Origin of the sequence: Pseudomonas sp. DWP3-1-3b3 (assembly GCF_049896305.1) — a bacterium.
Taxonomy (GTDB): domain Bacteria; phylum Pseudomonadota; class Gammaproteobacteria; order Pseudomonadales; family Pseudomonadaceae; genus Aquipseudomonas; species Aquipseudomonas azotoformans_A.
In genome coordinates this window covers 70244-94269 of sequence record NZ_JAFCUA010000007.1, presented here as the reverse complement: position 1 = coordinate 94269, position 24026 = coordinate 70244, and the positions used below count along the sequence as shown (strand labels likewise).

General features: G+C 56.8%; 16 protein-coding genes, 1 other RNA gene and 2 pseudogenes. 9 read left to right on the top strand and 10 right to left on the bottom strand.

The window, feature by feature from the left end; genetic code table 11:
* Nucleotides 1-99: 99 nt before the first annotated feature.
* The 3 genes and pseudogenes from ACP7BX_RS21300 to ACP7BX_RS21290 all read right to left on the bottom strand — a co-directional run bounded on the left by ACP7BX_RS21300 (nucleotide 100) and on the right by ACP7BX_RS21290 (nucleotide 2211).
* Nucleotides 100-1125, bottom strand: a complete 1026-nt coding sequence (locus ACP7BX_RS21300) for a hypothetical protein (protein WP_426130014.1) — start codon at nucleotides 1123-1125, stop codon at nucleotides 100-102.
* A 92-nt stretch (nucleotides 1126-1217) separates the two neighbouring features.
* Nucleotides 1218-1627: pseudogene (locus tag ACP7BX_RS21295) on the bottom strand (hypothetical protein).
* Nucleotides 1624-2211, bottom strand: coding sequence for a DUF433 domain-containing protein (locus ACP7BX_RS21290; RefSeq protein ID WP_426130102.1), 588 nt, complete (start codon nucleotides 2209-2211; stop codon nucleotides 1624-1626). Before ACP7BX_RS21290 ends, ACP7BX_RS21295 begins: the two are co-directional and overlap by 4 nt.
* A 405-nt stretch (nucleotides 2212-2616) precedes the next feature.
* On the opposite strand from ACP7BX_RS21290, the gene ACP7BX_RS21285 reads away from it, so the two are divergent.
* From ACP7BX_RS21285 to ACP7BX_RS21275, 3 genes are all read left to right on the top strand, one after another.
* Nucleotides 2617-3126: a sigma-70 family RNA polymerase sigma factor gene (locus ACP7BX_RS21285; RefSeq protein ID WP_426130016.1), complete on the top strand. Its 510-nt coding sequence runs from the start codon at nucleotides 2617-2619 to the stop codon at nucleotides 3124-3126.
* A complete protein-coding gene (locus ACP7BX_RS21280; RefSeq protein ID WP_426130018.1) occupies nucleotides 3123-4091 on the top strand; it encodes a DUF4880 domain-containing protein in 969 nt (322 codons plus the stop codon). Before ACP7BX_RS21285 ends, ACP7BX_RS21280 begins: the two co-directional genes overlap by 4 nt.
* 109 nt (nucleotides 4092-4200) lie before the next feature.
* The gene (locus ACP7BX_RS21275; protein WP_426130020.1) at nucleotides 4201-6609 is read left to right on the top strand and encodes a TonB-dependent siderophore receptor; all 2409 of its coding nucleotides are present in this window, start codon (nucleotides 4201-4203) and stop codon (nucleotides 6607-6609) included.
* 43 nt (nucleotides 6610-6652) lie between these two features.
* Here ACP7BX_RS21275 and ACP7BX_RS21270 read toward each other — a convergent pair whose 3' ends face one another.
* On the bottom strand, nucleotides 6653-6904 hold the full coding sequence (locus ACP7BX_RS21270) for a DUF6124 family protein (RefSeq protein ID WP_426130022.1): 252 nt from the start codon (nucleotides 6902-6904) through the stop codon (nucleotides 6653-6655).
* 742 nt (nucleotides 6905-7646) lie between these two features.
* Between ACP7BX_RS21270 and ACP7BX_RS21265 the strand changes: the two genes are divergently transcribed.
* From ACP7BX_RS21265 to ACP7BX_RS21245, 5 genes are read left to right on the top strand one after another with little or no spacing between them, the layout of a single operon-like run.
* Nucleotides 7647-10475, top strand: a complete 2829-nt coding sequence (locus ACP7BX_RS21265; protein ID WP_426130024.1) for a Z1 domain-containing protein — start codon at nucleotides 7647-7649, stop codon at nucleotides 10473-10475.
* A gap of 3 nt (nucleotides 10476-10478) precedes the next feature.
* A complete protein-coding gene (locus ACP7BX_RS21260) occupies nucleotides 10479-12524 on the top strand; it encodes a hypothetical protein (protein WP_426130026.1) in 2046 nt (681 codons plus the stop codon).
* On the top strand, nucleotides 12521-13480 hold the full coding sequence (locus ACP7BX_RS21255; protein WP_426130028.1) for a hypothetical protein: 960 nt from the start codon (nucleotides 12521-12523) through the stop codon (nucleotides 13478-13480). The genes ACP7BX_RS21260 and ACP7BX_RS21255 overlap by 4 nt, the downstream gene beginning before the upstream one ends.
* A complete protein-coding gene (locus ACP7BX_RS21250; protein ID WP_426130030.1) occupies nucleotides 13477-14175 on the top strand; it encodes a hypothetical protein in 699 nt (232 codons plus the stop codon). The genes ACP7BX_RS21255 and ACP7BX_RS21250 overlap by 4 nt, the downstream gene beginning before the upstream one ends.
* Nucleotides 14168-15103 carry a PD-(D/E)XK motif protein gene (locus tag ACP7BX_RS21245; RefSeq protein WP_426130032.1) on the top strand — a complete coding sequence of 312 codons (936 nt, stop codon included), beginning with the start codon at nucleotides 14168-14170 and terminating at the stop codon, nucleotides 15101-15103. Before ACP7BX_RS21250 ends, ACP7BX_RS21245 begins: the two co-directional genes overlap by 8 nt.
* A 50-nt stretch (nucleotides 15104-15153) precedes the next feature.
* On the opposite strand, the gene ACP7BX_RS21240 is transcribed toward ACP7BX_RS21245, so the two are convergent.
* On the bottom strand, nucleotides 15154-15576 hold the full coding sequence (locus tag ACP7BX_RS21240) for a very short patch repair endonuclease (protein ID WP_426160666.1): 423 nt from the start codon (nucleotides 15574-15576) through the stop codon (nucleotides 15154-15156).
* A 322-nt stretch (nucleotides 15577-15898) separates the two neighbouring features.
* On the opposite strand from ACP7BX_RS21240, the gene ACP7BX_RS21235 reads away from it, so the two are divergent.
* Entirely contained in the window at nucleotides 15899-17581 is a 1683-nt protein-coding gene (locus ACP7BX_RS21235) for a DNA cytosine methyltransferase (RefSeq protein ID WP_426130036.1), read from the top strand.
* A gap of 237 nt (nucleotides 17582-17818) precedes the next feature.
* On the opposite strand, the pseudogene ACP7BX_RS21230 reads toward ACP7BX_RS21235, so the two are convergent.
* The 5 genes and pseudogenes from ACP7BX_RS21230 to ACP7BX_RS21210 form a co-directional block, all read right to left on the bottom strand.
* Nucleotides 17819-18199: pseudogene (locus ACP7BX_RS21230) on the bottom strand (integrase arm-type DNA-binding domain-containing protein); the annotation flags it as partial.
* 182 nt (nucleotides 18200-18381) lie between these two features.
* Nucleotides 18382-18778, bottom strand: a transfer-messenger RNA (tmRNA) gene (gene ssrA / locus ACP7BX_RS21225).
* A gap of 104 nt (nucleotides 18779-18882) precedes the next feature.
* A complete protein-coding gene (locus tag ACP7BX_RS21220; protein WP_033898249.1) occupies nucleotides 18883-19161 on the bottom strand; it encodes a hypothetical protein in 279 nt (92 codons plus the stop codon).
* Between the two features lie 137 nt (nucleotides 19162-19298).
* Nucleotides 19299-22109 carry an FAD-binding and (Fe-S)-binding domain-containing protein gene (locus ACP7BX_RS21215; RefSeq protein WP_426130038.1) on the bottom strand — a complete coding sequence of 937 codons (2811 nt, stop codon included), beginning with the start codon at nucleotides 22107-22109 and terminating at the stop codon, nucleotides 19299-19301.
* A gap of 58 nt (nucleotides 22110-22167) precedes the next feature.
* Nucleotides 22168-23862, bottom strand: coding sequence for a lactate permease LctP family transporter (locus tag ACP7BX_RS21210; protein ID WP_426130040.1), 1695 nt, complete (start codon nucleotides 23860-23862; stop codon nucleotides 22168-22170).
* Nucleotides 23863-24026 lie beyond the last annotated feature (164 nt).

Genomic DNA, 24026 nt, shown 5'->3' with positions numbered 1-24026 from the left:
ACCGTCCGGGGGAACGGTCATTGCAATGGGCTAGTATCCGTGGGCGTTTCTGAATATTTCGTGAACGAGTGTTGGATTTTTGTAAGGCTGAATACGTTTTTATGGCGCTTTCAAGCTGGGCACAACGGCTTTGCCTTGGGCTGTCAGCACCGGTTCCAATTGTTCCCACGTGAAACTCAGTTCGTTGTCACAGCCATCGCCTTGGGCGGGTGTGGAGAGTTGCAGGCCCTGGGTGTTGAAGCTCAAGTCGAAGGTGGAGTAACTGGTCACGGCCGGGCACCCTTCGTCGACGGTGGTTTGCTTGGCCAGCCAGGCGCTGAAGGTGACGGGCAGTTTGACCTGGCCGGAATAGGGGTTGTCCCATTGTTCATGGCCGCCCAGCCAGGTCCAGGGGTCGACCTTTTCACCGGTTTGCAGGTTCCAACTGTGCAGGCCCCAACTGATGCCGCCGCGTCCGTACCCCGCCGACCAGCGATAGAAACGCACGGTGATCCAGTGCGATGACCAATAGAACGGTTCCACCGTGATCTCGCTGGTGCTGGTGCTGCCGCTTTGGTCCAGTGAGTTACGCCGCTCTCTATAAAAATCGGTCTGGCCATCCGGATTGATGGCCATGCGTGCGAGATCCCGGTTGATCTTATCGATGGCTTCCCCGTCGCCTTCGAGTTTCAGGATCACCTGTCCGCCTTGGGTTTTCACCTGATAGGCGTGTTCGGCGAAGGTCTTCTTCTCGACCTTCACCGCAGGCGGCGTGGCCTCAAGCGGGTTGTTGTAGGTGTCGCTGGCACAACTGTCCGTGTCCGCGCGTTTGAGCATCAGCGCCAGGCTTTTGCCGCCAATGGCTTTGCTCCAGGTGCCGGTCAACGTATCGCCTTGCGGGTCGTCCAACTGCCAAAAGCCAGTTTGCCCTTCTTCCACCCAGGGCTCGCTGGCGTTGGCTTGGGTCAGTTGAATGGGCGTGAGAATGCGTTGGTAGTAATAACTGCCATTGGCGCCGTGGGCACCGTTGAAACAGACGGTGATCACGGATTTGCCCAAGGTGCCCGCCCAGACACCGGCCAGGTCGGCGGCGGTGGCAAGCAGAGGAGCGCAGGCGAGGGTGATAACGGCGAGTGGCTTGAACACGGGTATCGGACTTCCGGATGTCTGATAGAGGAGAGCAGGGTAATGGGAAGTGCGGAGCTATTCCAGACAGGGACTGTTTTACGCTGAAGGCTTTACATCTTTATCTGGTCAAATTTACCCGGCGCAGAAAAACGCCACGGCACGCTGAACGCGGCGCCTCCCCTTATCAGCGCTGATTGCTTCATGATGGCCGGCCACCAGCGAACAAGATTGTGTGCCTTATTCCAGTAGGTCTCGCTGCTCCAATGTTTCGCCAGGCAAAAAAAATGGGCAGCCCGCAGTCTCGGAATGCCTGCTTTTCAGCATGCCCTTTGGCAAATCGGTCTTGAGAGATAACAACCCAGTCGCCTTCGTCGCGAAGCACTGATATCCAGGCAATGTCACTCGCACTCTGAGGGAATTTATCCTTGAGTGGGACTACGCCATGCTCATAGACGTGTGAAAGCTCGTTCAACGCTCGCGCTAGTGCAGGTGGCAGGTTGTGGTCCAGAAGGAAGTTCAAGCCGCATGCCTTTGTTCGAAGTTGATGGCGGCTTTTACGGCAGATGTTGAGATCTCATAGAGCAGGGCAACACGTTTCGTATCCTGTCCTTCCGCCTCATAAGCACTGAACAGTGCGGCAGTGTCGATACCGGCCCCCGTTAGAACAGGTTTGCCGAAATTTCTGGCGGGGTCCAGGACGATGGCCTTGCTGCGTTTTATCGGGTACCAGCGTTGGGCCGATCCTTTGCCGGTGTAGTCGATCCCTTCATATAGCGATGGGTTGATCACCTGCTTGAACGCGTACTGTTTTTTGATCAGGTCCAGCAGTGTTTCGTCGCCCGTTTCATCCAGAACAGTGGCGAAAATACTGCGGCCGTCTGTTTGGAAGCGTTTGCAGGTAAATGGATAGGACTGGCCAAACAGTTCAGAAGCCTGCCAAGAGGCGCAGCGAATGGCTTGCAAGCTCACGCCATGCTGACGAAATGCGTGCACAAAGCGGATTTCGAGCAGGTCGTGGAAACTCAGTATGCAATCGTTAACATCCCTCAGTTCCGATTGCCAGAGCCCTGAATGATGAATGCCCTTGGCACGATAGCCAAACAACCATCGACGAATATCTGACGCAGGAATGCCGGTGTACAGGGACGCTTCACTGGGCGTATAGAGACCAACGCCCACCAGGGGGCTGGGCGAAACAGTGTTTTGCATGAACGGCCTCCTTGTCGTGGGTTGGCGTGCTGGAGTGTGGGGGCTCAAGTGATCGCCTTCAATCATCGGCAGACGAGCAGTCGTTGAAGCGTATTCGAGCCATTCAATTCGCGCCAGTTCATCCCCGTCGCGCCAACGTGCAGGACTTTTCCGGTGACTTGCGCCGGCGCAAGTAGTCCGTGTCGATAATCCGTGACAGCTAAAAACCTTCTTGAGGCAGGGAAGAAACTCCTAACTCGTCTCTAATGAGAAGTATTATCATGTGTAACTTTTCGCAGCCGTCCCCTGGATATCACACCGATGGTCTCATCTTCTTCTGCCCATCAGGTCGTGGGCGAGCTCTATGCCCAGCACCATAGCTGGGTAGTGCAGTTGCTGCGGCGCAAGTTGGGCGGGCAGGAGCAGGCCCTGGATCTGGCGCAAGATACCTTCGTGCGGATTTTGAGCAGCGGCACCGTGCCGGTTTTCCGTGAGCCGCGTGCGTATCTCACGACGGTCGCGAGCCGTTTATGTGGGCAGTATTTCCGTCGTCAGGCGCTGGAACGTGCCTATGAGCAGTCGCTGACAGTCCTGGAGCCCGAACACATGCCTTCGCCGGAAACCCGCTTGTTGGTGCTCGAAGCGTTGGATGCCGTTGGCCAGGTGCTGGATGGGTTGGGTAGCAAGGTGCGCGAGATTTTCCTGCTGTCACAACTGGATGGCCTGACTTATCCACAGATAGCCGAACGCATGGACCTCAGCGTGAATGTGGTGCAAAAAGCCATGCTCAAAGCCTATCGCCATTGCTACCTGGCGGTGTACGCGGCATGAACCGCTTCAAGTCTGCCAACGATCAACCCTTGGACGAATGCGTGCTGGACCAGGCCTTGAACTGGATGGTCGCGTTGCAATCGGGCACCTGCGGCGCCGCTGAGCAGCATGCCTGCCAGCAATGGCGCAACGAGAACCCGCAACATGAACTGGCCTGGCAGCGCTTGGCCGGGCTCAGCCGCGATATGCGCCTCAACACCCAGGCGCTGCCTGCGTCCAATGCCCGACAATTGCTACGGGCACGCAGTGTTCCGTCGCGGCGCACGCTCCTCAAGGGGTTCGCAGGCTTGAGCGTAGCCACCGCGCTTGGCCTGAGCGTGCGCGAGCGGGTGCTGTTGCCGGAGCTGTTCAGCGATTACCACACCGCTACCGGGGAGCGACGGCATCTGCGCCTGGCCGATAACGGCGAGCTGCAATTGGATACCCGCACCGCTGTGGATATCCGTGGTGCGCACCTGGCACTCAACCTCGGCAGGTTGTTGTTGAGCACTGGCACAAGCGCTGGCACTACGGTCCAGACGTCTAATGGATGGGTGCGCCCGGCGGCGCTGTCGCGGATGATCATCAGCCACGACCTGCCCCGCCAGCAGGGTACGCAGGTGCAGATGCTGGCGGGCAGCGCTTCCATCGAACCTTCGCACGGCGCGAGCCTCATGCTCGGCATGGGCCGCCAATTGAGTTTCGACCGTCTGCAGGGCGGGCCGCTCGCCGCCGTGCCATCCAGCGCCGACGCCTGGACCCAAGGCCTGTTGATCGCCGAGCGCATGCCACTGCGCGAGGTACTTGAGCAACTCGATCGCTACCGTCGCGGCGTGCTGCGCTGTGACCCCGCGGTGGCGGGTTTGCAGGTATCGGGTTCGTTCTCGCTGGACCAGCCCGACGCCAGCCTGGACCTGCTGGCCAAAGTGTTGCCTGTACGCGTGCAACGGGTGTTTGGCTACCTGGTCACGGTCGTGCCGGCCTGACCTGAAATTATTATTACATCGCGTGGCAGTTTTTTACGTCTCGAGCATCAAGACGGGTAAGACGCAGAAAAAAGCGTCCACCCAACCCTTTCACGACAGGACAGTCTTTATGCTCAGCCGCGTCAGCGCTTTGCGCACCGTTATCCTCGGTTTATCGGTGGCAACCGCCAGTCACAGTGTCATGGCCGCCACGGCGGCGCCCGCCCAGGAACAATCCCAGCCTCAGGCGTATGACATTTCGCCCGGCAGTCTTGACCGTGTGTTGGGGGTGTTTGGGCAGCAAGCGGGTGTGATGATCGGTATCGATTCCGCGCTGGCTGCCGGCATTCAGAGCAAGGGTTTGCAAGGCAGTTTCTCTGTGGATGAAGGCCTTGAGCGCCTGCTGGCCCCAGCGAATTTACAGGCAGAGCGTGAGCCGGGCGGCTATCGCGTGGTGGCCAAACCGGTCTCCCAGGACGGCAAGGTGGAATTGCAAACCACCCAAGTCAGCGCCAACCAACTGGGCACTGTCACCGAGGGCACGGGCTCGTACACCCCTGGCACCATTGCCACGGCCACGCGGCTGGTGCTGACGCCACGGGAAACCCCGCAATCGATCTCGGTGGTCACCCGCCAGGTCATGGATGACTTCGGCCTCAAGTCCATCGACGACGTGATGCGCCACACGCCGGGCATCACCGTGTCGACCTATGACACCGAACGCACCAACTATTACTCGCGCGGTTTCTCCATCGAGAACTTCCAGTACGACGGCATACCGACCCTGCGTGATGCCCAATACTCAGCGGGCCAGACCATGACGGACATGGCGATCTACGACCGCGTCGAAGTGCTGAAGGGCGCTACCGGCCTGCTGACCGGTGCCGGCGGCCCTGGCGGCACCATCAACCTGATCCGCAAAAAGCCGACTTCCGAGTTCAAGAGCAGCATCGAACTGGGCGCGGGCTCCTGGGATAACTATCGCTCACAGGTCGACGTCAGCGGTCCCCTGACTGAAACCGGGAACGTGCGCGGTCGAGCAGTGGCCGCCTATCAGGACAAAAAATCGTTCCTCGATCATTACTCGCGCAAGACCAGCGTGCTCTACGGCATCCTCGAAGTCGACCTGACCCCGGACACCCTGCTGACCCTGGGCGCCGACTACCAGGACAGCGACCCCAAAGGTTCCAGCTGGACCGGCACCCGCACCATCTTCGACGCCACCGGCAACAAACTCGACCTGCCGCGCTCGTTCAACAACGGGCCCAAATGGGGCTCATGGCAACAATACAGCCACACTGTCTTCGCCACCCTGGAACACAGCTTCGACAACGGCTGGGTCACCAAAGGCCAGTACAACCATCAGGTCAACGGCTATGATGCACCGCTGGGCTACATCTCCCAGGATTCCGCGACAGCCAGCTCGATCTATGCGGCCAAATACACCGGCGACACCACCAGCGACAGCCTGGATGTGTACGCGTCGGGGCCGTTTGAGCTGTTCGGGCGTGAGCATGAACTGGTGATCGGGCAGTCCGTTTCCAGCTCACGGTGGAAGGGCAAGGACTACCGTAACCCCGTCTACTTCGACAATTCCTATGATTTCTACAACTGGCACGGCGAGGCTATCGAGCCTACGTGGGGCAAGGCCTCCCGCTTCAGTGATGAAATCACCCGCCAGTCCGGCACCTATGTCACCGGGCGCTTCAGCCTGACCGATGCGCTGCACCTGTTGTTGGGCACGCGGGTTGCCAACTATCAAGTCACCGGCACCAGCGACACCGAAGAAAGCGGCAAGGTAGTGCCGTACGCCGGCCTGACGTACGACCTCAACGAAAACTTCACCGCCTACGCCAGCTACACCGAAATCTTCAAGCCGCAGACCCAGTATCGCGATCGAACCAACACCATGCTTCAACCCGACGAGGGCAAAAACTACGAGATAGGCCTCAAGGGCGAATTCTTCGATGGCCGCCTGAACGCCAGCCTCGCCTACTTTGAAGTGCACGAGACCAATCGCCCCATCGCCGATACCGCCTGGAACTCGCAGCCCGCCGTCGATTACGCGTACATGGGCACCGAGAGCAAAACCAAAGGCTACGAAGCCGAAATCTCCGGCGAACTCGCTCCAGGCTGGCAGTTGCAGGCCGGTTACACCCACAAGATCGCCCGCGATGCTGATGGCAAAAAGGTTGCGACCTGGGAGCCCGAGGATCAGGTCACCTTCTACACCAGTTACAAACTCCAAGGCCGCCTGGACAAACTCACCCTCGGTGGTGGCACACGCTGGCAGAGCGCGGGTTGGCAAACCGTGCGTAACTGGGGTTATCCCGGTGGCGGTCGCTCAGAAAAATTCACCCAGGACCCGTACTGGCTGGTGGACGTGATGGCACGCTATCAACTGACCCAGAACCTGTCGGCCACGCTTAACGTCAACAACCTGTTCGACAAGAAGTACTTCACCAACATCGGCTTCTATGACTCGGCGTATTACGGTGACCCACGCAACGTGATGGTCACGACGCGTTGGGATTTCTGAGGCAGAGGACAGTAAAAGGCCGAGTGACCTCGGCCTTTTTTTGTTATTGGAATGCTGGTGTGTCTTGGGTGAGGACCCGTACTCGCTCTACCAACAGTTCGCTCAGCACGATCAACTGCTGGCTGGCCAGTAGCTTGTGACGGCTGGCACCTTCGAGTTCGAAGGCCAGGTCGGTGGTCATGGCGTTGAGTGAGGCGAGGGTTTCGCTGGCTTGGATCAGCAGGGTTTCGCAGGTGATGTCCGGAGAGATTGTAAAGAGGTTTGCGGAGGGGGGATTGGGGGTGATCTTTTTCATGGCTGAAACTCCTTGATTGATGGAGTCGCCAGACATCGCTGCTAAACGAAAAGGGTGGCGACTGTACGCGGGTTAGCAGACCAGGAATCAAGGAACCCGGCGCACCCGAAAGTGCCCCACGCACAGCCGCCATAATACGAACCAGCAGATGCTGAAAGCATCGCTAGAACGAATGGTGGCTTTGCAAGCCTTGATAGTAAACGAGCTGCTAAACCCGGTCGCTGATTTTGCAGCGACTGGAGGAGGCTATCTGCGTGGGGGGAGTTGCACCAGTTCATCAGTGGCGCGATAGGTTGAAGGAAAATTCTGAAGGTCCATCCTGTCGGGCTTTCCAAACCCCAGAAACAACAAAACCCGCACTAGGCGGGTTCTGTCGATGCTTCGAATTGGTGGCCGGGGTAATCTGAACCGGCTCAATAATATATTGATTTGTATATATTTTTAGTTTTTTGCGAGTATTGGAATGCCTTTTGGAATACTGAGTCCATTTCACTTCGCAAACGGCTTGAATTGGCCTGCCATTATATTCGGTTCTGATTAAAATCTGATTGCTGTTTCCCCCTGCGACTTGCCGTTCGCTTCATTTTGAATCGCCCCGGATTCTCTAGAAACCTCGTAATTCACCACTTTCTAGCAGCCGGGTTTTGTAAGGTGACCGGCTCTGTGCCACTATCCTTAGCCTTGACTTGAGTGTAGGGATGTTCCTGCTTCGAGTTGTCTTCCGAATACAGTAGGGATGCTAATGGCTGATTACAGTATCAACCCAGCGTACGATAAATGTCGTGCGTTCATTGATGGACGGCGCCTTAAAAGCTGGAGTTGGGAAGATATCGCCAGACTCGGCCGGACGGAACAGTCACTTGAGAAGGCCAACGACTGGTTCCTGTTGCAGGAGCAAATGGACGACTGGCCTTCACTGGGCAATAGCCCGCAAGAGCGCCTTGAATGTTGGCAGAAGATCGTTCGGCACAAGGAACAGGCCGAGCAGCAATCTGTCGCCGCGGCAAGACCCTTAATTGTTGTTGGGGCGGAAGAAGCCGAGCCTGGTATGGCAGTGCCGCAAGACGCGCGAAGTGCATGGCAGCTCTACAGAAAACACCTGATCGCGCAGGGCTGGAAGCAAGCCTCGGTCGATAATATTCAAAAGTCTGCGGTGCGCGTCCTTCGGCATCTGCGGCAGACCACCCAAGATCGCATGCCTGTAAAAGGATTGGTGGTCGGACATGTACAATCCGGCAAGACGGCCAACATGGCGGGCCTGATTTCCATGGCAGCCGACTATAGATGGAACCTGTTCGTCGTGCTCACCGGCACCCTTGAGAACCTTCGGGTACAAACCAATAAGCGTCTGGTCGGCGATCTGTTCCAGCATGATGGTAACGTCAGTTGGAAGGCGATCGAGCATCCATCGAAGAACAGTCCTTATGGTGCCCGTGCGCAGGACATGCAGTTCGACGCTGGCCGAAGAGACCGCCACCTTGTTGTTTGCCTGAAGAACCCGGCTCGGTTGAAGCATCTCATTGCGTGGATCAAAGCGCACCCGCTGGGGATGTCGCAGATGCGGCTCGTGGTGATTGATGACGAGGCGGATCAAGCGGGCATCAATTCAAATGACGTTTCGAAGGCTGAGCGAACGGCCATCAACAAACTCATCCTTCAATTGATCAGTTTGCCTCTGCAATGTGTGAACTACGTTGCGTTCACCGCCACACCCTCCGCCAACTTTCTCAATGAAGGACCAGGAGAGACGCTTTACCCTTCGGATTTCATTGCAGCGCTGCCGCAGGCGGACGAACATTTCGGGCCCGTGCAGATTTTCGGTTACGCCGAACATGATAAAGAGCCGCTTGGAATCGTTCGTGAAGTCTCTACAAAAGACGTGGAACAGGTGGGTAGCCTTCACCGAGGGGAAGACTTGACACTGCCTCACGCGCTGCAAGAAAGCCTGATCTGGTACCTGTGCTGTGTAGCCGTAATGCGATTGTCCGGCGCTGCAAAGCCTGTGAGCATGTTGATCCATACAAGTGCGAGGCAGCTTGATCATGAGTACATGAGCAAAGCCGTGCAGGCAGCGCTCCAAGCGTGGTCGAAGTACGCTGATGATCAGTTGGCCGCTACGTTCAGGCCCGTGTGGGACAACGTTTCGTCACAACTCGATGGTGCGCAGTTTGCCGACCGTTTCCCTGACTATGGCCGGCTCTCCGAGCTTCGTGAACTCCCGGCGTTTGACTATTTTTTTGCAGAAGTGCGGACACTGCTGGATGCGGTGACAGCTATCCAGCTGGATGCGGATTTGCAACGGACATACCACCAGGGCATCCATATCTGTGTTGATAACTGTGCCAATAACGGTGTGACTGATGAGAACGAGGTCAGGCGGCTATTCTACCCTGACGCTGAGCACGCTCTGAATTACTGCACAGCGTTTATCGTTATCGGCGGTGGCACTCTTTCTCGCGGGCTGACGATTGAAAACCTCGTCAGCACATTCTTCCTGCGTGGCTCGGCGCAGGCAGATTCCCTGATGCAGATGGGGCGCTGGTTTGGTTACCGCAGAGGCTATGAACTGTTGCCTCGCGTGTGGATGTCCGATGATACGAGAGAAAAGTACGAGTTCATGACCGTCGCGGAAGAGGAACTTCGTGACGATCTACAGCGCTTCATGCATGCCGGTGCCAAGCCTGAAGAGTTCGGGCCTCGGGTCCGTGTCCATGCTCGGCTCGCATGGCTTCGCCCGACAGGTGCGAACAGGATGCAGCGCGCGATCAAGGCGAAATTCGACTTTTCGGGAATCAATCGGCAAACAACCGTTTTTCATGACGGCGATGATGCTGCTGCGGTGCTCAATAACAATTTGTTGTGTACAGAGAAATTTCTGAGCTCGGCAGGTACCAACCTCAAAAAAACCGAATTGAAGGGGGCCAATAGCCTCGTCTGGCGTAATGTCGACGTCGGTCAGGTAGTCAGATATCTTGCGGACCTCTCGTTTCATCCCGGTAATCAGTTCTTCTCCGACATGCCAGCTTTTTTGACATGGCTCGGTGAGCACAATAGAGACGCTGGCTATACGGAGTGGAATGTCGTAGTGGCGGGCAACACACCGAAACCGGAAAATAGCTGGGAGATTTCCGGCGAGACTATTGGCCGGATCAACCGTAGCCGCTTCGCCGATAAGCGTTCGGATGATGGTGTGTCCATTGGTACGCTGCGAGATCCGAAGGACTTGCTGGCGGATGCCTATGCGCTTCAAGAGGTTGGTCTTCCGAAGCCGGGGTCTAGTAATTTCCAAGTGGCAGAGGAGCGCGACAAAGGTGGTGTCGGAACAGTACCTCAACTGCTGATCTATCTCATCGACAAAGACAGCCCCTATGAACCTTCTACAAAGGTCGCCCGTGCGCCGCGCCGAGAGAGGCAATCGCTTAATGCCAAAGCGCACATCGTAGGTATCAGCCTTTATCTGCCGGGTTCGCAAGGCAAGCAGAAAAGCTATGTCACTCACGTGACAGTCAATATTCCGGAGACCTTCGCGCCATCGGAAAATAATCTTGAAGAAACGGTAGGCGCGATCTGATCCATGAAGTATTACAGCCTCCCACTGCAGCCCATGCAGGAGTCCGGTGCGTTCCTGCTTCGCGCGCTGCAGAATGAAGAAACGCCATTGTTGGACTTGCTGGTACGCGAATCCGTTCAGAACGCGCTCGACGCAGGGCGCAAAGATAATCAGGAACTGCCGGTGTCAGTGGATTTCCATATCCGCGAGCATTCTCTGGAGGCCATCGCCTCCATCTTCAGTGAAGGGCTGAACCTGCAGATGCTCGGAAAACGCTATCCACGTACGCCGAAACTGCTTGAGATCCGTGACTCAGGTACCGAGGGGCTGACCGGGCCGATGACCTTCGACAGCGTGTTAGCCAATGGTCAACATGGCAATTTCCTGAAGCTCGTGTTCGAAATCGGCCGGACTCGCACTGATGATAGTGCGGGCGGTTCGTGGGGATTGGGCAAGACCTGTTACTTCCGCATGGGGGCAGGCCTCGTCATATACTACAGCCGGATCGAGACCTCAGAAGGATATGAAGAGCGGCTGGTGGCTTCGCTGGTCGAAGATGAAAACCGTGTCGACCGCTTGCAGGTCACCACGCAAACCGGCATTGCTTGGTGGGGGGAGAATGATCGACTGCAGGCAATCACGGCGCCGGAGTACATCCACAATATCCTGAAGGCATTGGGTGCCCAGCCGTTCAGCGGTAAAACAACCGGCACGGCAATCATCATCCCATTGCTCAAAGAAAACCTGCTGCCCGTCTTCGACCATGAGGACGGGCCGGCACCGTGGTGGCACAGTAGTTACGAAGATTACGTAAATGTTGCGATCCAGCGCTGGTTCAGTGCGCGCCTGGATAACCCCTACTTCGCCAGTGGTAGATACCTGAGTGCTTCGGTTAACGGCATGGAGATAGCCAGCGGGGATATGTTGCCGATATTCCGGGCCAGTCAGTGCTTGTATGACCGCGCAATAGGAGAGGTGCCTGAAGAGGCAGATTATTTGACGGCCAGAGGTATCAAGAGCGATGAGGTGCTTTGCAAAGCTATCCAGTTGCGAGGTGAGTTCGTGGCCTCCGGTCACGCGGGCTGGCTGCTTGGCGTGGCGTTGACCTCACGTCAATTGCAGATGGAGGCGCCAGACAACGCCCCCAGCCCGGAAACCTGCATCTTCTCCAAGCCAGGCAGCGGCGCTCCCCATCGACCGATAGTAACATTCATGCGTTCGCCTGGAATGAACATCTGTTGGGAAGACAGTATCGATTCGCGAGGCTGGGCCGGTGGGTTCTCCGGTTTTGCAGACGGCCGATATGTAGTGGCGCTTTTTGTTCCAGATTCGGCACAGGAGCTCCAGCCATCCGCAGCCCGAGGGTTGCGCTCGAACATACAGAATCTTGAAGGTTATCTAAGAAGCTGCGAGCGTGCGGACCATGCCTCGTGGGTGGACGTGAACGGAGGGCGAGTGGTTGAAAAGATTCGTGGCCAGTGTGGCCGAATCCTGAAGGATTTCGGCGTACCGTCCCAGCCCAGCGTAACCGTCAAACCTTCGATGCGTATGTCACGCAAATTGGCCGAACTCGTGCTGCCCAGCCGTGGATTTGGCGGGGATGGGCGGTTTGGCAAAGCGGTGCCGCCTCCGTCCATCGGCCAAGGTTCCAGAAAAGGGGCGGCGGCTTCGCCTGAACTGGAAATAACCGAAGTCAAGTATGCGGCATCCGCCATTGTCATGAAATGGTGCTTGAGGTGGGGGCTTGTGCAGCCAGACATACCCAGAGAAATCACCGTTTCCGTGGACTCCGAATCCGGGCCGATCCCCTTAGAGGGATGGATTGTGAACGGGCTCGGCACGTTTCCGTTTCGATTGGAATCACCCCTAATTAGCAGTGCGATCCCTTCTGTAAAGTGCACGGAAATGGGCGACGGAACCTGTGTCAGGCTCACGGTCGATACTGCGTTTGTTCAACCGGGGCTGGTGCTGGAGGGGGAACTTCACGTCAGGATAAATGAACCTGGTGGCAAGTTGTTGCGGCCGGTGGTTGGTGTGCGGATTTCGGATTCCAATGGAGCCGCGCAATGAGTACTCGATTGCCGCTATATCGAATGCTGAATGCGCCACTCGGCGGCGCAAGCGATTCGGAAGTGCTCTTTGTTTTCCGGTCACATGATGGCCTTGATCCGGGGGCGACGGAGGTGAGTGGCGATCAATACGCTTTGGGCAAGGACAGTGACTGGAATCCGGCCGAACATCCCTTGATTGTTCAATCCTTGATCGAGCGTGCTCCGCTTCTGGAAGCTATCTTCGGTCCTGAGGGGGTGGCGAACAGCGACGCTGAAGTGTTGCTGGCACTGGAATGGGCATCGGCAGACTCCTGCTGGAGAATGCTTGGGCCCGTTCATGGCCTGCGTCACGAAGAAGCAGGCGGCGGTGTGATGCTCAACATCGAACTGGAGCCCGGGACCGTCAGAGGGAGCGGTTTTCTATCTGTTCAGGCGTTTCTAGGCCAATCCAAAGCAGAGTTCGTTCCCGGATTTGCGCATCACCCAGGTGCACGACTGGGGCCTTTGGCACAACCGATCGAAATCATCATCGACGGTGACGGCTCCCTTTTCCCTGTGGTGGAGGAGTCCCTTGGTGCAGACGGACCACTGTGGGAGTTAAAAGCTTGCTGGAGCGATCCGCAGGATGAGCCATTCTCAAGCGACTATGTCGCTCTGGTACTCAACAATGCCCACCCGCATTTTGAGCAGTTGCGCGACCGTCGGGCGCTGAATATCGAGCAGTCGCCGTTAATGCGCCAGGTGTTCGCAGCATGGCTCGCCCTGGTCATTGCGCAGGTCAAAGCAGACATGGGGGCACAATTCGATACATATCAGGACACGCTCGATACCGATGAAGGTATTGCGAGTATTGCGGATGCAGTGCATACGTTCATTCGAATGGGTGATCTGAATACAGCCTCGCTTCCGGAATTGTTCATATCCACCCAATGCTGGCTTGATCGGCGGATTCGGGCACTGGAGAACGCGGTATGAGCTTCCCGACACTGAATCTCAAACTGTCGCAGCGCCACTTTGACGAGATGGTCAAAAGTGGTTCATTTCTCCATGAAGCTTCCAGTCCGGAAATGGAAGAGGTACGCCGCAAACTCTTTGCCATTGTGTCGATGTATGACCCCATTGCCAGAAGCAACGCCTCAGGCCCTGGCGTCTATGACATGAAAGTTGGCCTTGCCCTGTACCAGGTCTTGGGAGAGGCTGGTATGGACATTCGCACCGCCGCTGATGACGGCTGGTGGCGCTATTTATCCCTGCGTGTACTGCCTGATCTGGTGAAAAATCGTTGGGACAGCGCACCACCCGTGCGTTACTGGAAAGGCCGAAGCCGCATCTGGTTACGGGCGTTGTGGTGGACCGTTCATCTAACGTGGCAGGGCACCGAGGAAAACACTCGAAAGGTGTTGGAGAGCGTGACTACCGATACGGTCGTACAACTGGTTGAGCGCCCAGGCAAGGGCGGTTTCAGGATTGATCTGACGCGCTTGATTTTCAGGATGCGATTGCTGCGTAAACCTTCCCAGGAACAGTTCAGGGCAATCATGAAGCTCAATACGGCGCAGATCGTGCTCAAGGAACCCGTTTTCTGCGAAGGCGGTTTGTTCGGCTACGTCGATGCACTGTTTGCGGATGTAGGATGCGCCCCTATTGGTATTAATCGCGATCATGACTGACTTGTTGAAAGAGATTCAGGGAGGCTTTGCCAACCTTGACCAGAGCGGGCGGATGTTGCCCATCAAGGCGATGCCAGCAGCCTGCCCTGCGTGGGTATTTCGTGAAGGCGACTGGTTCGGCGTTGCCGTTGAGTGCTCCGCCCCCTTGGAGATCTCGGAAGTGTTCGCTGGCGCCAAACTCCGGACAGTGGAGCGGGTGATCGCGGGACATCAGAGACGCTTCCTGCGGTTGGAGTCGTCCATTGAATGGCTCCGCAACGAGTTCGGGGTTATCTGCGAGCATATGGTCAGCGTCGAGTCCGGCGCCGCGGTACGGCAAGCGTTGCTGGCTGATCCTCTGGTTTGGTGGGAAAGGTGGCGGCACCTGCTGGGGAATGCGCTGGTCGACAAGCATGGCTATGACGTGCTCGCTGAACTGCTGGCTTTGGAGACGCTGGTTATAGGAGGGGTCTCCTATGAGTGGAGCGGCCCTTTCGGCGGCGTAGTTGACATTAGAACTCCAACGACCGACTACGAAGTCAAGTCGACGATCAGCCGTTACGGGAGCGTGATCAACATTTCCGGGCAGTTCCAGCTGGCCGCCTCATCGGGTAAGCCGCTACAACTGATTCACTTCAGGTTTGAGCCGGTCGATGAAGGTCTGTCGATTGATCTCGTTTGCGATCGTCTCGTTGCTCTCGGCATCGATGCCGCCGTGCTGGAAGGAGCATTACGGCGTCTCGGCATGGAGGCAGGATGTTCGGCACGAAAAGAAGCATACAACCTGCTCGAGGCACTGTCCTATTCGGTTGATGACAGTTTTCCCCGGATAACGCCTGCAAGTTTCATAGGTGGGGTGTTACCCGCAGGCGTTGTTCAGTTCGAATACAGCGTTGATCTTTCTGGTCTAAAGTCCAAGCTGCTACAGAGATTGACTCAGGTTGCGTAACGGTTCGATGGAGGCTCGGAATTGCCGGCCCGGTAGCCCGAGCGCCCCGGTCAGCTGAACGGCTCGGTATGGAAAGCGGGCCAGGAAATATAACGTTGATCGCAATCCGGCACGGCCTCCAGAAGCCATTGGATCTCTGCTTCCGGTCTGCGGATTCCGCACTCCCAGAGTTCGAAGACGCGCCAACCCTGTTGCAGCAGTTCGTCCCTGTTTCTTATATCTCGCTTCACGTTCTGCTCGAACTTTGCGCGCCAGAAATCTTCGCGAGACTTGGGATTGGTCGCGTACCGGCATCCGGGGTGCCTGTGCCAGAAGCAGCCATGAATGAATAAGCAGAGGCGGTACCGAGGTAACACCACGTCGGGGCGACCCGGAAGCTGTCGTGAGTGCAATCGATACCTGAAGCCATGACTGTGCAGCAGCTTTCGAACCTTCATCTCTGGGATTGTATTGCTGCCGCGGATGCTGGCCATCATGCGAGATCTGACTTCTTTGCTGACTACGTCCACCGATCACCCTCCAGATGTGCTTGCTCTTGCTGAAGTTATGACCTTTCAACTGCGCTAGCGCTCCCTAGGCCTATAAATCGTTGACTTTCTTGCTGGGCGCGGAGGGGTGGACAACGATTTTGCTGCGTATGGACCATAATTTGAGATTGTCATTTCCGCCGAAAAACTTTTAGTTGGCAATCGTCGTGAGCGCGGCTAAAGCTGCGCTGGTGGGCCAATCCTGGTAGAGTATTGCTGCTCGGCTAACTACGCTGTTGCCATTCCTGTTTCCTTGACTGATGAGCCCATGACTCAATACCAGAACACTCTTTTCCCGCCGAGGGCGACCGCCGAGCCAGCTGTTGCAGTTGAGGACGCTATCCAAATCGTTGACCTTTTCGCTGGCCCTGGCGGACTGGGTGAGGGTTTTTCATCCTCAGGTGATGGCAATCGATTCGACATCATCGTTTCCGCCGAAATGGACCCTGTAGCCAGGAAGACACTTAAACTGCGTGCCTTCTATCGCTTGCTCAAGCGCGAGTATCCCAAAGGGCTTCAGGACTACTACCGGTACTGCAATGGTGAGGCCGCAGAGCCTTTCACTCCTGAAACGAGAGATTTCTGGACTCGAGCCGAGGAGGAAGCACGGCAGATCACCCTAGGGTCGGAGGAGGGCGACTCTGAGCTAAATGAGCTCATCGACGCCAGATTGAATAAAGATGGACGTCCCTGGGTCCTCATAGGCGGCCCTCCATGCCAAGCGTATTCAATCGTTGGTCGGGCTAGAAATCAAGGCAAGCAGGGTTATGTCGCTGAGAATGATCATCGGCATTTTCTGTATAAAGATTATCTGCGCATCATCAAGAATTATCGCCCTACTGTTTTTGTCATGGAAAATGTCAAAGGGATATTGTCTTCCAAGGTTGGGGGTGAAGGGATCTTTGCGCAGATTCTCAGAGACCTAGTGGACCCTACCCAAGCATTGGATCATGTAGAGGGCGGGCAGAAATACAAGATCTGTTCTCTGGTTTCCGAAGAGTCGATCAGCTCTGCTGATTGCATCGGCAGGGTAAACCCGAAGTCTTTTATCATCGAAGCAGAAAAATACGGGATTCCACAAGCTCGCCATCGAGTCATTCTTCTGGGAATAGCGCTCGACGAGTACGGTAATACCCCATTTCATGACCTCCTGAAAACAGCCGATCCGGTATCGGTCAGACAAGCCATCGGCGGCCTGCCCAAGCTTAGAAGCAAGCTGTCGCGGCGTTCGGACTCCCAAGAAGATTGGTACCGGGCGGTTGCCGACGAAGTAGACGATTTACTGCGTCACGCGGAAATGGAAAATGGCAAACTGATTGCGCCTCTGCGAGCTACTCGTCAAGCACTTTTCAATGCGCCTCAGAGTTCTGGCAGTCAGCGAGTGCCTAAGGAACAAGGTTTAGGCAACACGGGTATACCCACCCTTGATGCCTGGTACCAAGACGCCAATATCAAATACTGGATGAGCCACGATGCACGCGGACATATGCAGTCCGACCTGCGGCGATACGCTTTTGCAAGCACCTTCGCTGAGCACAACAAGTATTCGCCAAAGGGCCATCAACAATTTTCACTACCTGGCCTTGCTCCCGCTCACAAGAATTGGGAAAGCGGTAAATTCATTGACCGCTTTAGGGTGCAGCTCGCGGAGCTCCCGGCAACGACTATCACCAGTCATATCTCGAAGGACGGTCACTACTTTATTCATTACGACCCTGCGCAATGTCGTAGCTTGACCGTTCGCGAGGCCGCGCGGCTTCAGACGTTCCCAGATAACTATTATTTCGAAGGGAATCGAACCCAGCAGTACCACCAAGTGGGCAATGCGGTACCGCCTTTATTGGCAAACAAAATCGCGGAAATTGTTTATGACGTTGTGTGTCGGCGGGTTGCCGAACGTCAAGATATTATGAAAAGACCTGTACAAAATGAATCACCACTTCTGCTATAGACGCTTACTGACAGCTTTGGGCCCACGGTGTGTAGCATCGCGCTCAAGGTTCAGTAAGGCCATATTGAAGTTTTCAGACTGTGTAGGCAGTGTGCTATTCACGCTGGCCATGAGGCAATGGGGCTGATGGATTTGACGCTGGATGCGTTTGAGCTCGATTGGGGCAGTAAACGGCTGAGGCAGGTGACGGTTTGATCAGCAAGAAGGGGAGGACATGCACTTTTACTAGGTATGCCCTTCAGCATAAGCAATAGTAACCGAGTCTTTCTTAAGCTCGAACCAAGCGGTGGCTACGTTTTTAAGGGTATGTTCTGTAGTCGCTGTTAACGTTTGCCGATCCTCTTCACGCTTCGCTTTCGGATCAAGTCCTTGCGCCACCAGCTCCCTGGCTTCTACCGTCTGTTTTCTAGCTTGAGCCAAGCTCACCTCCGGAAACGTACCAAGGCCCATATTGATCCGCTTTTTAGTGATTGGGTGAATGTAGTTAAAATTCCCGAGCTTTGAGCCATTAGCCCTCACTCTCATCTGGAGGCCGTCGCCATCAGTAAGGATGTAGTCTTTTTCCTTTGGTTTTGCTGCGACTTTGACGTCTGAAAGCCGAGTGGCGTGGGCGCTCATGAGAATCTCCGATACTGCGTGTATTCCAAAAAACATCTGTCGTAGGCTTGGAATACCACGTGGAATACACGAATTGTAGGATGTGCTCAGATATCATCGGACCCTGTTGGACCTGAAATCCCCGTATTTACTGGATTACAGGCACAAAAAAAGACGTCCGTGGACGTCTTTAGATGATGAAGTGGTGGAGCCGGGGGGATTTGAACCCCCGTCCGCCAGTACTCCGCTGTCGGTACTACATGCGTAGCCGTTTCTATTAAGTTAACCCTCAGCGACCCGAAGGGCAGGGTGCTTTGGGCGAGTTGTGTAAGTTTTAGCCGCTTCGTCCACAACGTACTGCACGGCGATTCTGTTCTATATGACAATCACTTTGGGTTTACAGACATCCCCTGGTGATTGCTGGACCCGAAGGTACCAGAAGCTCAGGGCTAAGGCTGCTTACGCAGCGAGAGCGAATTCCTGGCCGTAGTTTTCGTCATTGGCAACTATAAGAAGTTGCAACAGTGGATTTACGAGTTCTGTTACCAACTCGGCATGCACCTAAAGTTTCGCAACCGGCGTCGAATCCTAAACGGCCCCGTGCTTGTAACTCGTTGTTTCATAGTGAGTGACAAGCCTTTGCAGTGTACGCCAAACCGTCACGGAAGGCCAACCCGAAGGTTGGCCTTCCGTGACTGATCGGGCTACTGGCCGCCTTTTTCGCTGTTCTGCAGGTCTTGCAGTGCCTTTGAGGTGATCTCGATGCACTTCTTGTCATCCCCAGCAGCGTGGGCAGCCTTGGCCGAGGACACTGCAGTGTCTATCTCGCCGCTTTTGCCGCTGGTGTCAGTGGCAAGCAGCGCTTTACCGTTGTTGATTTTGTCCAGGTTGATCTGGCACAGGTCTTTATCGCCCGCCGCAAAAGCAGGGGAAGCCAGCATCGCAGCGGTAATGAACAAGCCAGCAAGAGCGGAACGCTTCATAGGGTATCTCCTTGCGCAAAAGGGCTCGACGCTGCTGGCGTTCAACGGCTGCCAGCGACATCACTGATGAGCCTCGTTTGTCGAGGCCTATGCAGATGACTACGCCGGCGCGCAGGGGTTCTGTTTTTTTTGCAGGATCAGTGGACGCGCGCCTGAGTCACGCGGTCCACCAGGTAGACCAACCCGTGATAATCAATGCCGCCGTGCTGGCTCAGGCCGATCTCGCAAGTGCGGCTGGTGGAGATGCCTTCGCTGCAATATTGCACCGCTTCTTTTAGTGTGCGCAGTGAATGGGCGTTGAGTTCCGGCGTGGTGAAGCCCTTGTCACCGGCAAACCCGCAGCAATGAATGCCTTCCGGGATGACCACGGTGTTGGAGCAGCGCCGGGCCAGGTCGATCAGGGCCTGGCTTTCGCCCAGGTGTTGGGTGCTGCAGGTGACGTGTACGGCGATGGGTGCTTCCTGGGGCGTGAAGTCGAGGCGGTCCATCAGGTGGGTGCGGATAAAACGTACGGGGTCGTAAAGGTCCAGGCGCGTTTCGCCCAGGTCCTGCACCAGGCGCAGGGTGCAGGGGCTGGTGTCGCAATAGATCGGATCAAGCCCGCCACGGCTGGCGTGCAGCAAGGCGCCGATTAGCTCCTGGCGCTTGTGTTCGGCCTGTTCGGCGTAGCCTTTGGAGGCGAAGGGTTGGCCGCAGCAGAGGCTGTCCTGATTGTCGGGGAACACGACTTGGTAACCGGCTTTTTCCAGCAGGCCACGGGTTTTGTCGTACAGCGACATTTGTTCTTTATCCCCCGCTGCCGGGCCCATGGCACGTGAAACGCAGGCGGCCAGGTAGACCACCCGTGGCCGTTCGTCCGTCACTGCCGGGCTGAAACGGATGGCTTTTTCCGGCTGCGGCATGGCGTTGGTCCACTGCGGAATTTGCCCCTTGGAAAGTTTGGTCACGCGGGCCGATAGCTTCGCCAGACGCGGCGCGCCGAGCAGCATCCGAGCGCCATTGGCCACATGCAGGGTAAAGCGCGCGCCTTTCAGGGCGGTGGAGAAGTGGGTGGCGAGCCACTCGGCGGTTTTTGTACGGTCAGCGTCTCGGCCACGCAGTTTTTTCACCAGGTCGCCGGTATTGATTCCCACAGGGCAGCGCTGGGCGCAAAGGCCGGTCGCGGCGCAGGTGTCGATGCCCTGGTAGTGATATGCAGCTTCCAACTCAGTGGTGTCGACACCGGCGCGTTTCTTCGCCTGAATGTCGCGCCAGATCACGATGCGCTGGCGCGGGCTCAAGGTCAGGCCTTTCGACGGGCACACCGGTTCGCAGAAGCCGCATTCGATGCACTTATCCACAAGCTCATCAGCGGCGGGTAGCGGCTTGAGGTGCTTGAGGTGGATTTGCGGGTCTTCGCTGAGCACCACGTCCGGGTTGAGGATGCTGTTGGGGTCGAGCAGGCGTTTGAGTTGCCACATCAATTGATAGGCGTCGCTGCCCCATTCCAGCTCCACGAACGGCGCCATGTTGCGCCCGGTGCCGTGTTCGGCTTTAAGCGAACCTCCGAACTCCACCGCCACCAGTTGCGCTACGTCGTCCATGAACGCTTGGTAGCGTGTGACTTCTTCCGCGCTGTTGAAGCCTTGGGTGAATACGAAGTGCAGATTACCTTCCAGCGCGTGTCCGAAAAGGATCGCCTCGTCGTAGTGATGTTTGTCGAAGAGCGCGATCAAGCGATTGACGCCGATTGCCAGTTGCTCAACCGGGAAGGTCACGTCTTCGATGATCACGGTGGTGCCGGTTTTGCGCACGGCTCCGACGGCAGGGAAGGTGTCTTTGCGGATTGCCCACAGTCGGGCGTTCTCGGTGGGGTCTTCGGTGAAGTCGACGTGTTTTTCTACCGGGAATGGAGCCAGGGAGGCCATGATCAGCGCCAGTTGCTCATGCAACAACGTCGATGATGCTGCGCGGGACTCGATCAACAGGGCGCAGGCATTTTCCGAAAGTTGCTGTACGAAAGCCGGCATGCCTGGCTTGTTTTGTACCGAGCGCATGCTGCGTCGGTCCAGCAGCTCGACGGCCGAGACTGGCTGGGTTTTGAGCACGGTGACCGCGTTGCAGCAGGTCTCGACATCTGGAAACACAATCAACGCAGAGGCTTTGTTCGGATGGTCTATGACGGTGTCGTAGGTGACCGCGCTGATAAACCCAAGGGTGCCCTCGGAGCCCACCAGCAGATGGCTGAGGATATCCAACGGTTCATCGAAATCCACCAGGGCATTGAGCGACAGCCCGGTGGTGTTTTTCAGACGGTACTTGTGGCGAATCTTGGCTGCTAATTCGGCATTGGCCCGCGTCTCGCGACCCAATGTCGCCAGCCGCTCCAGCAGCGTGCCGTGTTGTTCACGAAACGCTTTGACGCTGGTGGCGTCTTCGGTATCCAAGCGGCTGCCGTCAGCCAGTACCAGGCGTATGCCCGCCAGGGTGTGGTAGGTGTTCTGTGCGGTGCCGCAGCACATGCCGCTGGCATTGTTGGCGACGATACCGCCGATCTTGCAGGCGTTGATCGACGCCGGGTCTGGCCCGATCTTGCGCCCGAACGGCGCCAGCCACGCATTGGCCTGGGCACCGATCACACCCGGTTGCAGACGGATTTGCGTGCCTTGCCCGCGAATCTCGCGGCCATTCCAGTTGTCGCCCAGCACGATCAGTACCGAATCGCTGATGGCTTGCCCGGACAGGCTGGTGCCAGCGGCGCGGAAGGTCACCGGTACGTGGTCGCGCTGAGCCAGTTGCAGCAAGGCAACGACTTCGTCTTCTGACTCCACGCGGATCACCAGTTGTGGGATCAGTCGGTAAAAGCTGGCGTCGGTGCCGAAAGCGAGGGTGGAAAGTGGGTCGTCGAAACGTCGATCTTTCGGGATCAGTTGTGCGACGTCGCTCAGGAAAGCAGCAGGCAGGCTCATCGGTCCTCCAGAAATAGCTGACGCCGGAATCGTATCCGGCGGCATTACGTGCAGGTCGTTAGTGCACCAGCATACCGGTGAACCAGTAGGCCTGGGCCAAGGTGATCAACCCGACGATGGTGGCAAAGAACAAGCTGTGCTTGAGGGTAAAGCGGAACAGGTCGGACTCCTTGCCCACCAGGCCGGTAGCGGCGCACGCCACGGCGATGGATTGTGGCGAGATCATCTTGCCGGTGACGCCGCCGCTGGTGTTGGCAGCGACCAGCAGGGTGTCATTGACGCCGATCTGGTGCGCGGTGGTGGCCTGCAACGAGCTGAACAGGGCGTTGGACGAAGTGTCGGAGCCCGTCAGGAAAACCCCCAGCCAACCCAGGAACGGCGAGAAGAACGGGAAGGCTGCGCCAGTGCCAGCCAATACCAGTGCCATGGTCGAAGACATGCCGGAGTAGTTGGTGACGAAGGCGAAGGCCAGCACCATCCCAATCGACAGGATCGGCCAGCGCAGTTCGCAGAAGGTCTCTTTTAAAGTGGTAAGACCAGTTTTTACGTCGATTTTCAGTACCAGCATCGAGACCAGCGCAGAGAAGAAAATCGCAGTGCCGGTCGCCGAAATCGGGTCGAGTTTGAACACGGCCGGGATCGCGGTGGGGTTGGTCACGATTGGCGCGACCTTGATCACCAGTTGATCCAGGTGCGGGATCGCGAAGTTGAACACCCAGCTGTACATCGAGCCGCCGGCAGCGAACATCGCCTTGAACGGCTTGAGGGTCCAAATGGTGACCAGCACGGTGAGAATCAGGAACGGCGACCAAGCCTTGAAAATCTGCCCGAGGCTGTAGGGCGAGACGATGGTGTTGCGTGGCAGGCCGAAACCGCCGGCGCTGGCAGTGACTGCGGCGCTGGAAGTAGCGCCAGCGATTTGTGCGCCTGCAGTGCGTTTGGGCTGCCAGATTTTCAGGAACAGCGTCAGGGAAATCAGGCTGGCCAGGGCCGAGGTGATGTCCGGCAGTTCCGGGCCGATAAAGTTGGACGTGAAGTACTGGGTGATGGCAAAGCTCAAGCCTGCGACCAGCGCAGCCGGCCAGGTTTCACGCACGCCGCGTACACCGTCCATCATGAACACCAACCAGAACGGCACGAACAGCGACAGCAGCGGCAGTTGGCGACCGGTCATGGCGCCGATCTTGAACGCGTCGATGCCGGTCACCTGGCCCGCAACGATAATCGGGATACCCAGCGCACCAAAGGCCACGGGAGCGGTGTTGGCAATCAGGCACAAGCCGGCGGCATACAGCGGGTTGAAGCCCAGGCCGACCAGCAGTGCTGCGGTGATCGCTACGGGCGCACCGAAACCGGCCGCACCCTCGAGGAAGGCGCCGAAGCAGAAGCCGATCAGCAGCACTTGCAGACGTTGGTCGTCAGTGATCGACAGGACCGAGCTGCGGATGATCTCGAACTGGCCGCTTTTGACCGTGAGTTTGTAGAGGAACACCGCCGCGACGATGATCCACGCGATAGGCCACAGGCCGTAGGCAAAACCATAACCAGCGGCGGCCAGTGCCATGTCCACCGGCATCTGGAAGGCGAAGATCGCTACCAATATCGACAGCGCCAGGGTGATGCTGCCAGCCACATGGCCTTTGAGGCGGAACACAGCCAAGGCCAGGAAGAAGAATACGATCGGAATAACGGCCGCCAATGCGGACAGGCCGAGACTGCCGAGTGGACTGTAGAGCTGTTGCCAGGTTTGCATAGTGGGGTGGCCCCTGATTGTTGTTGTTTGGTCAGCTTGGATAATTGGTAATACCAATTTACAATCGCTGTGGGCTAGAGTAAAAGCCTTGGCAGGGGTGTGTCAATTTGCCGCCCGCGAAACTTTGGTCGTAAGTGGGTGGGCAGGGCGCGCTGATCGGCTGA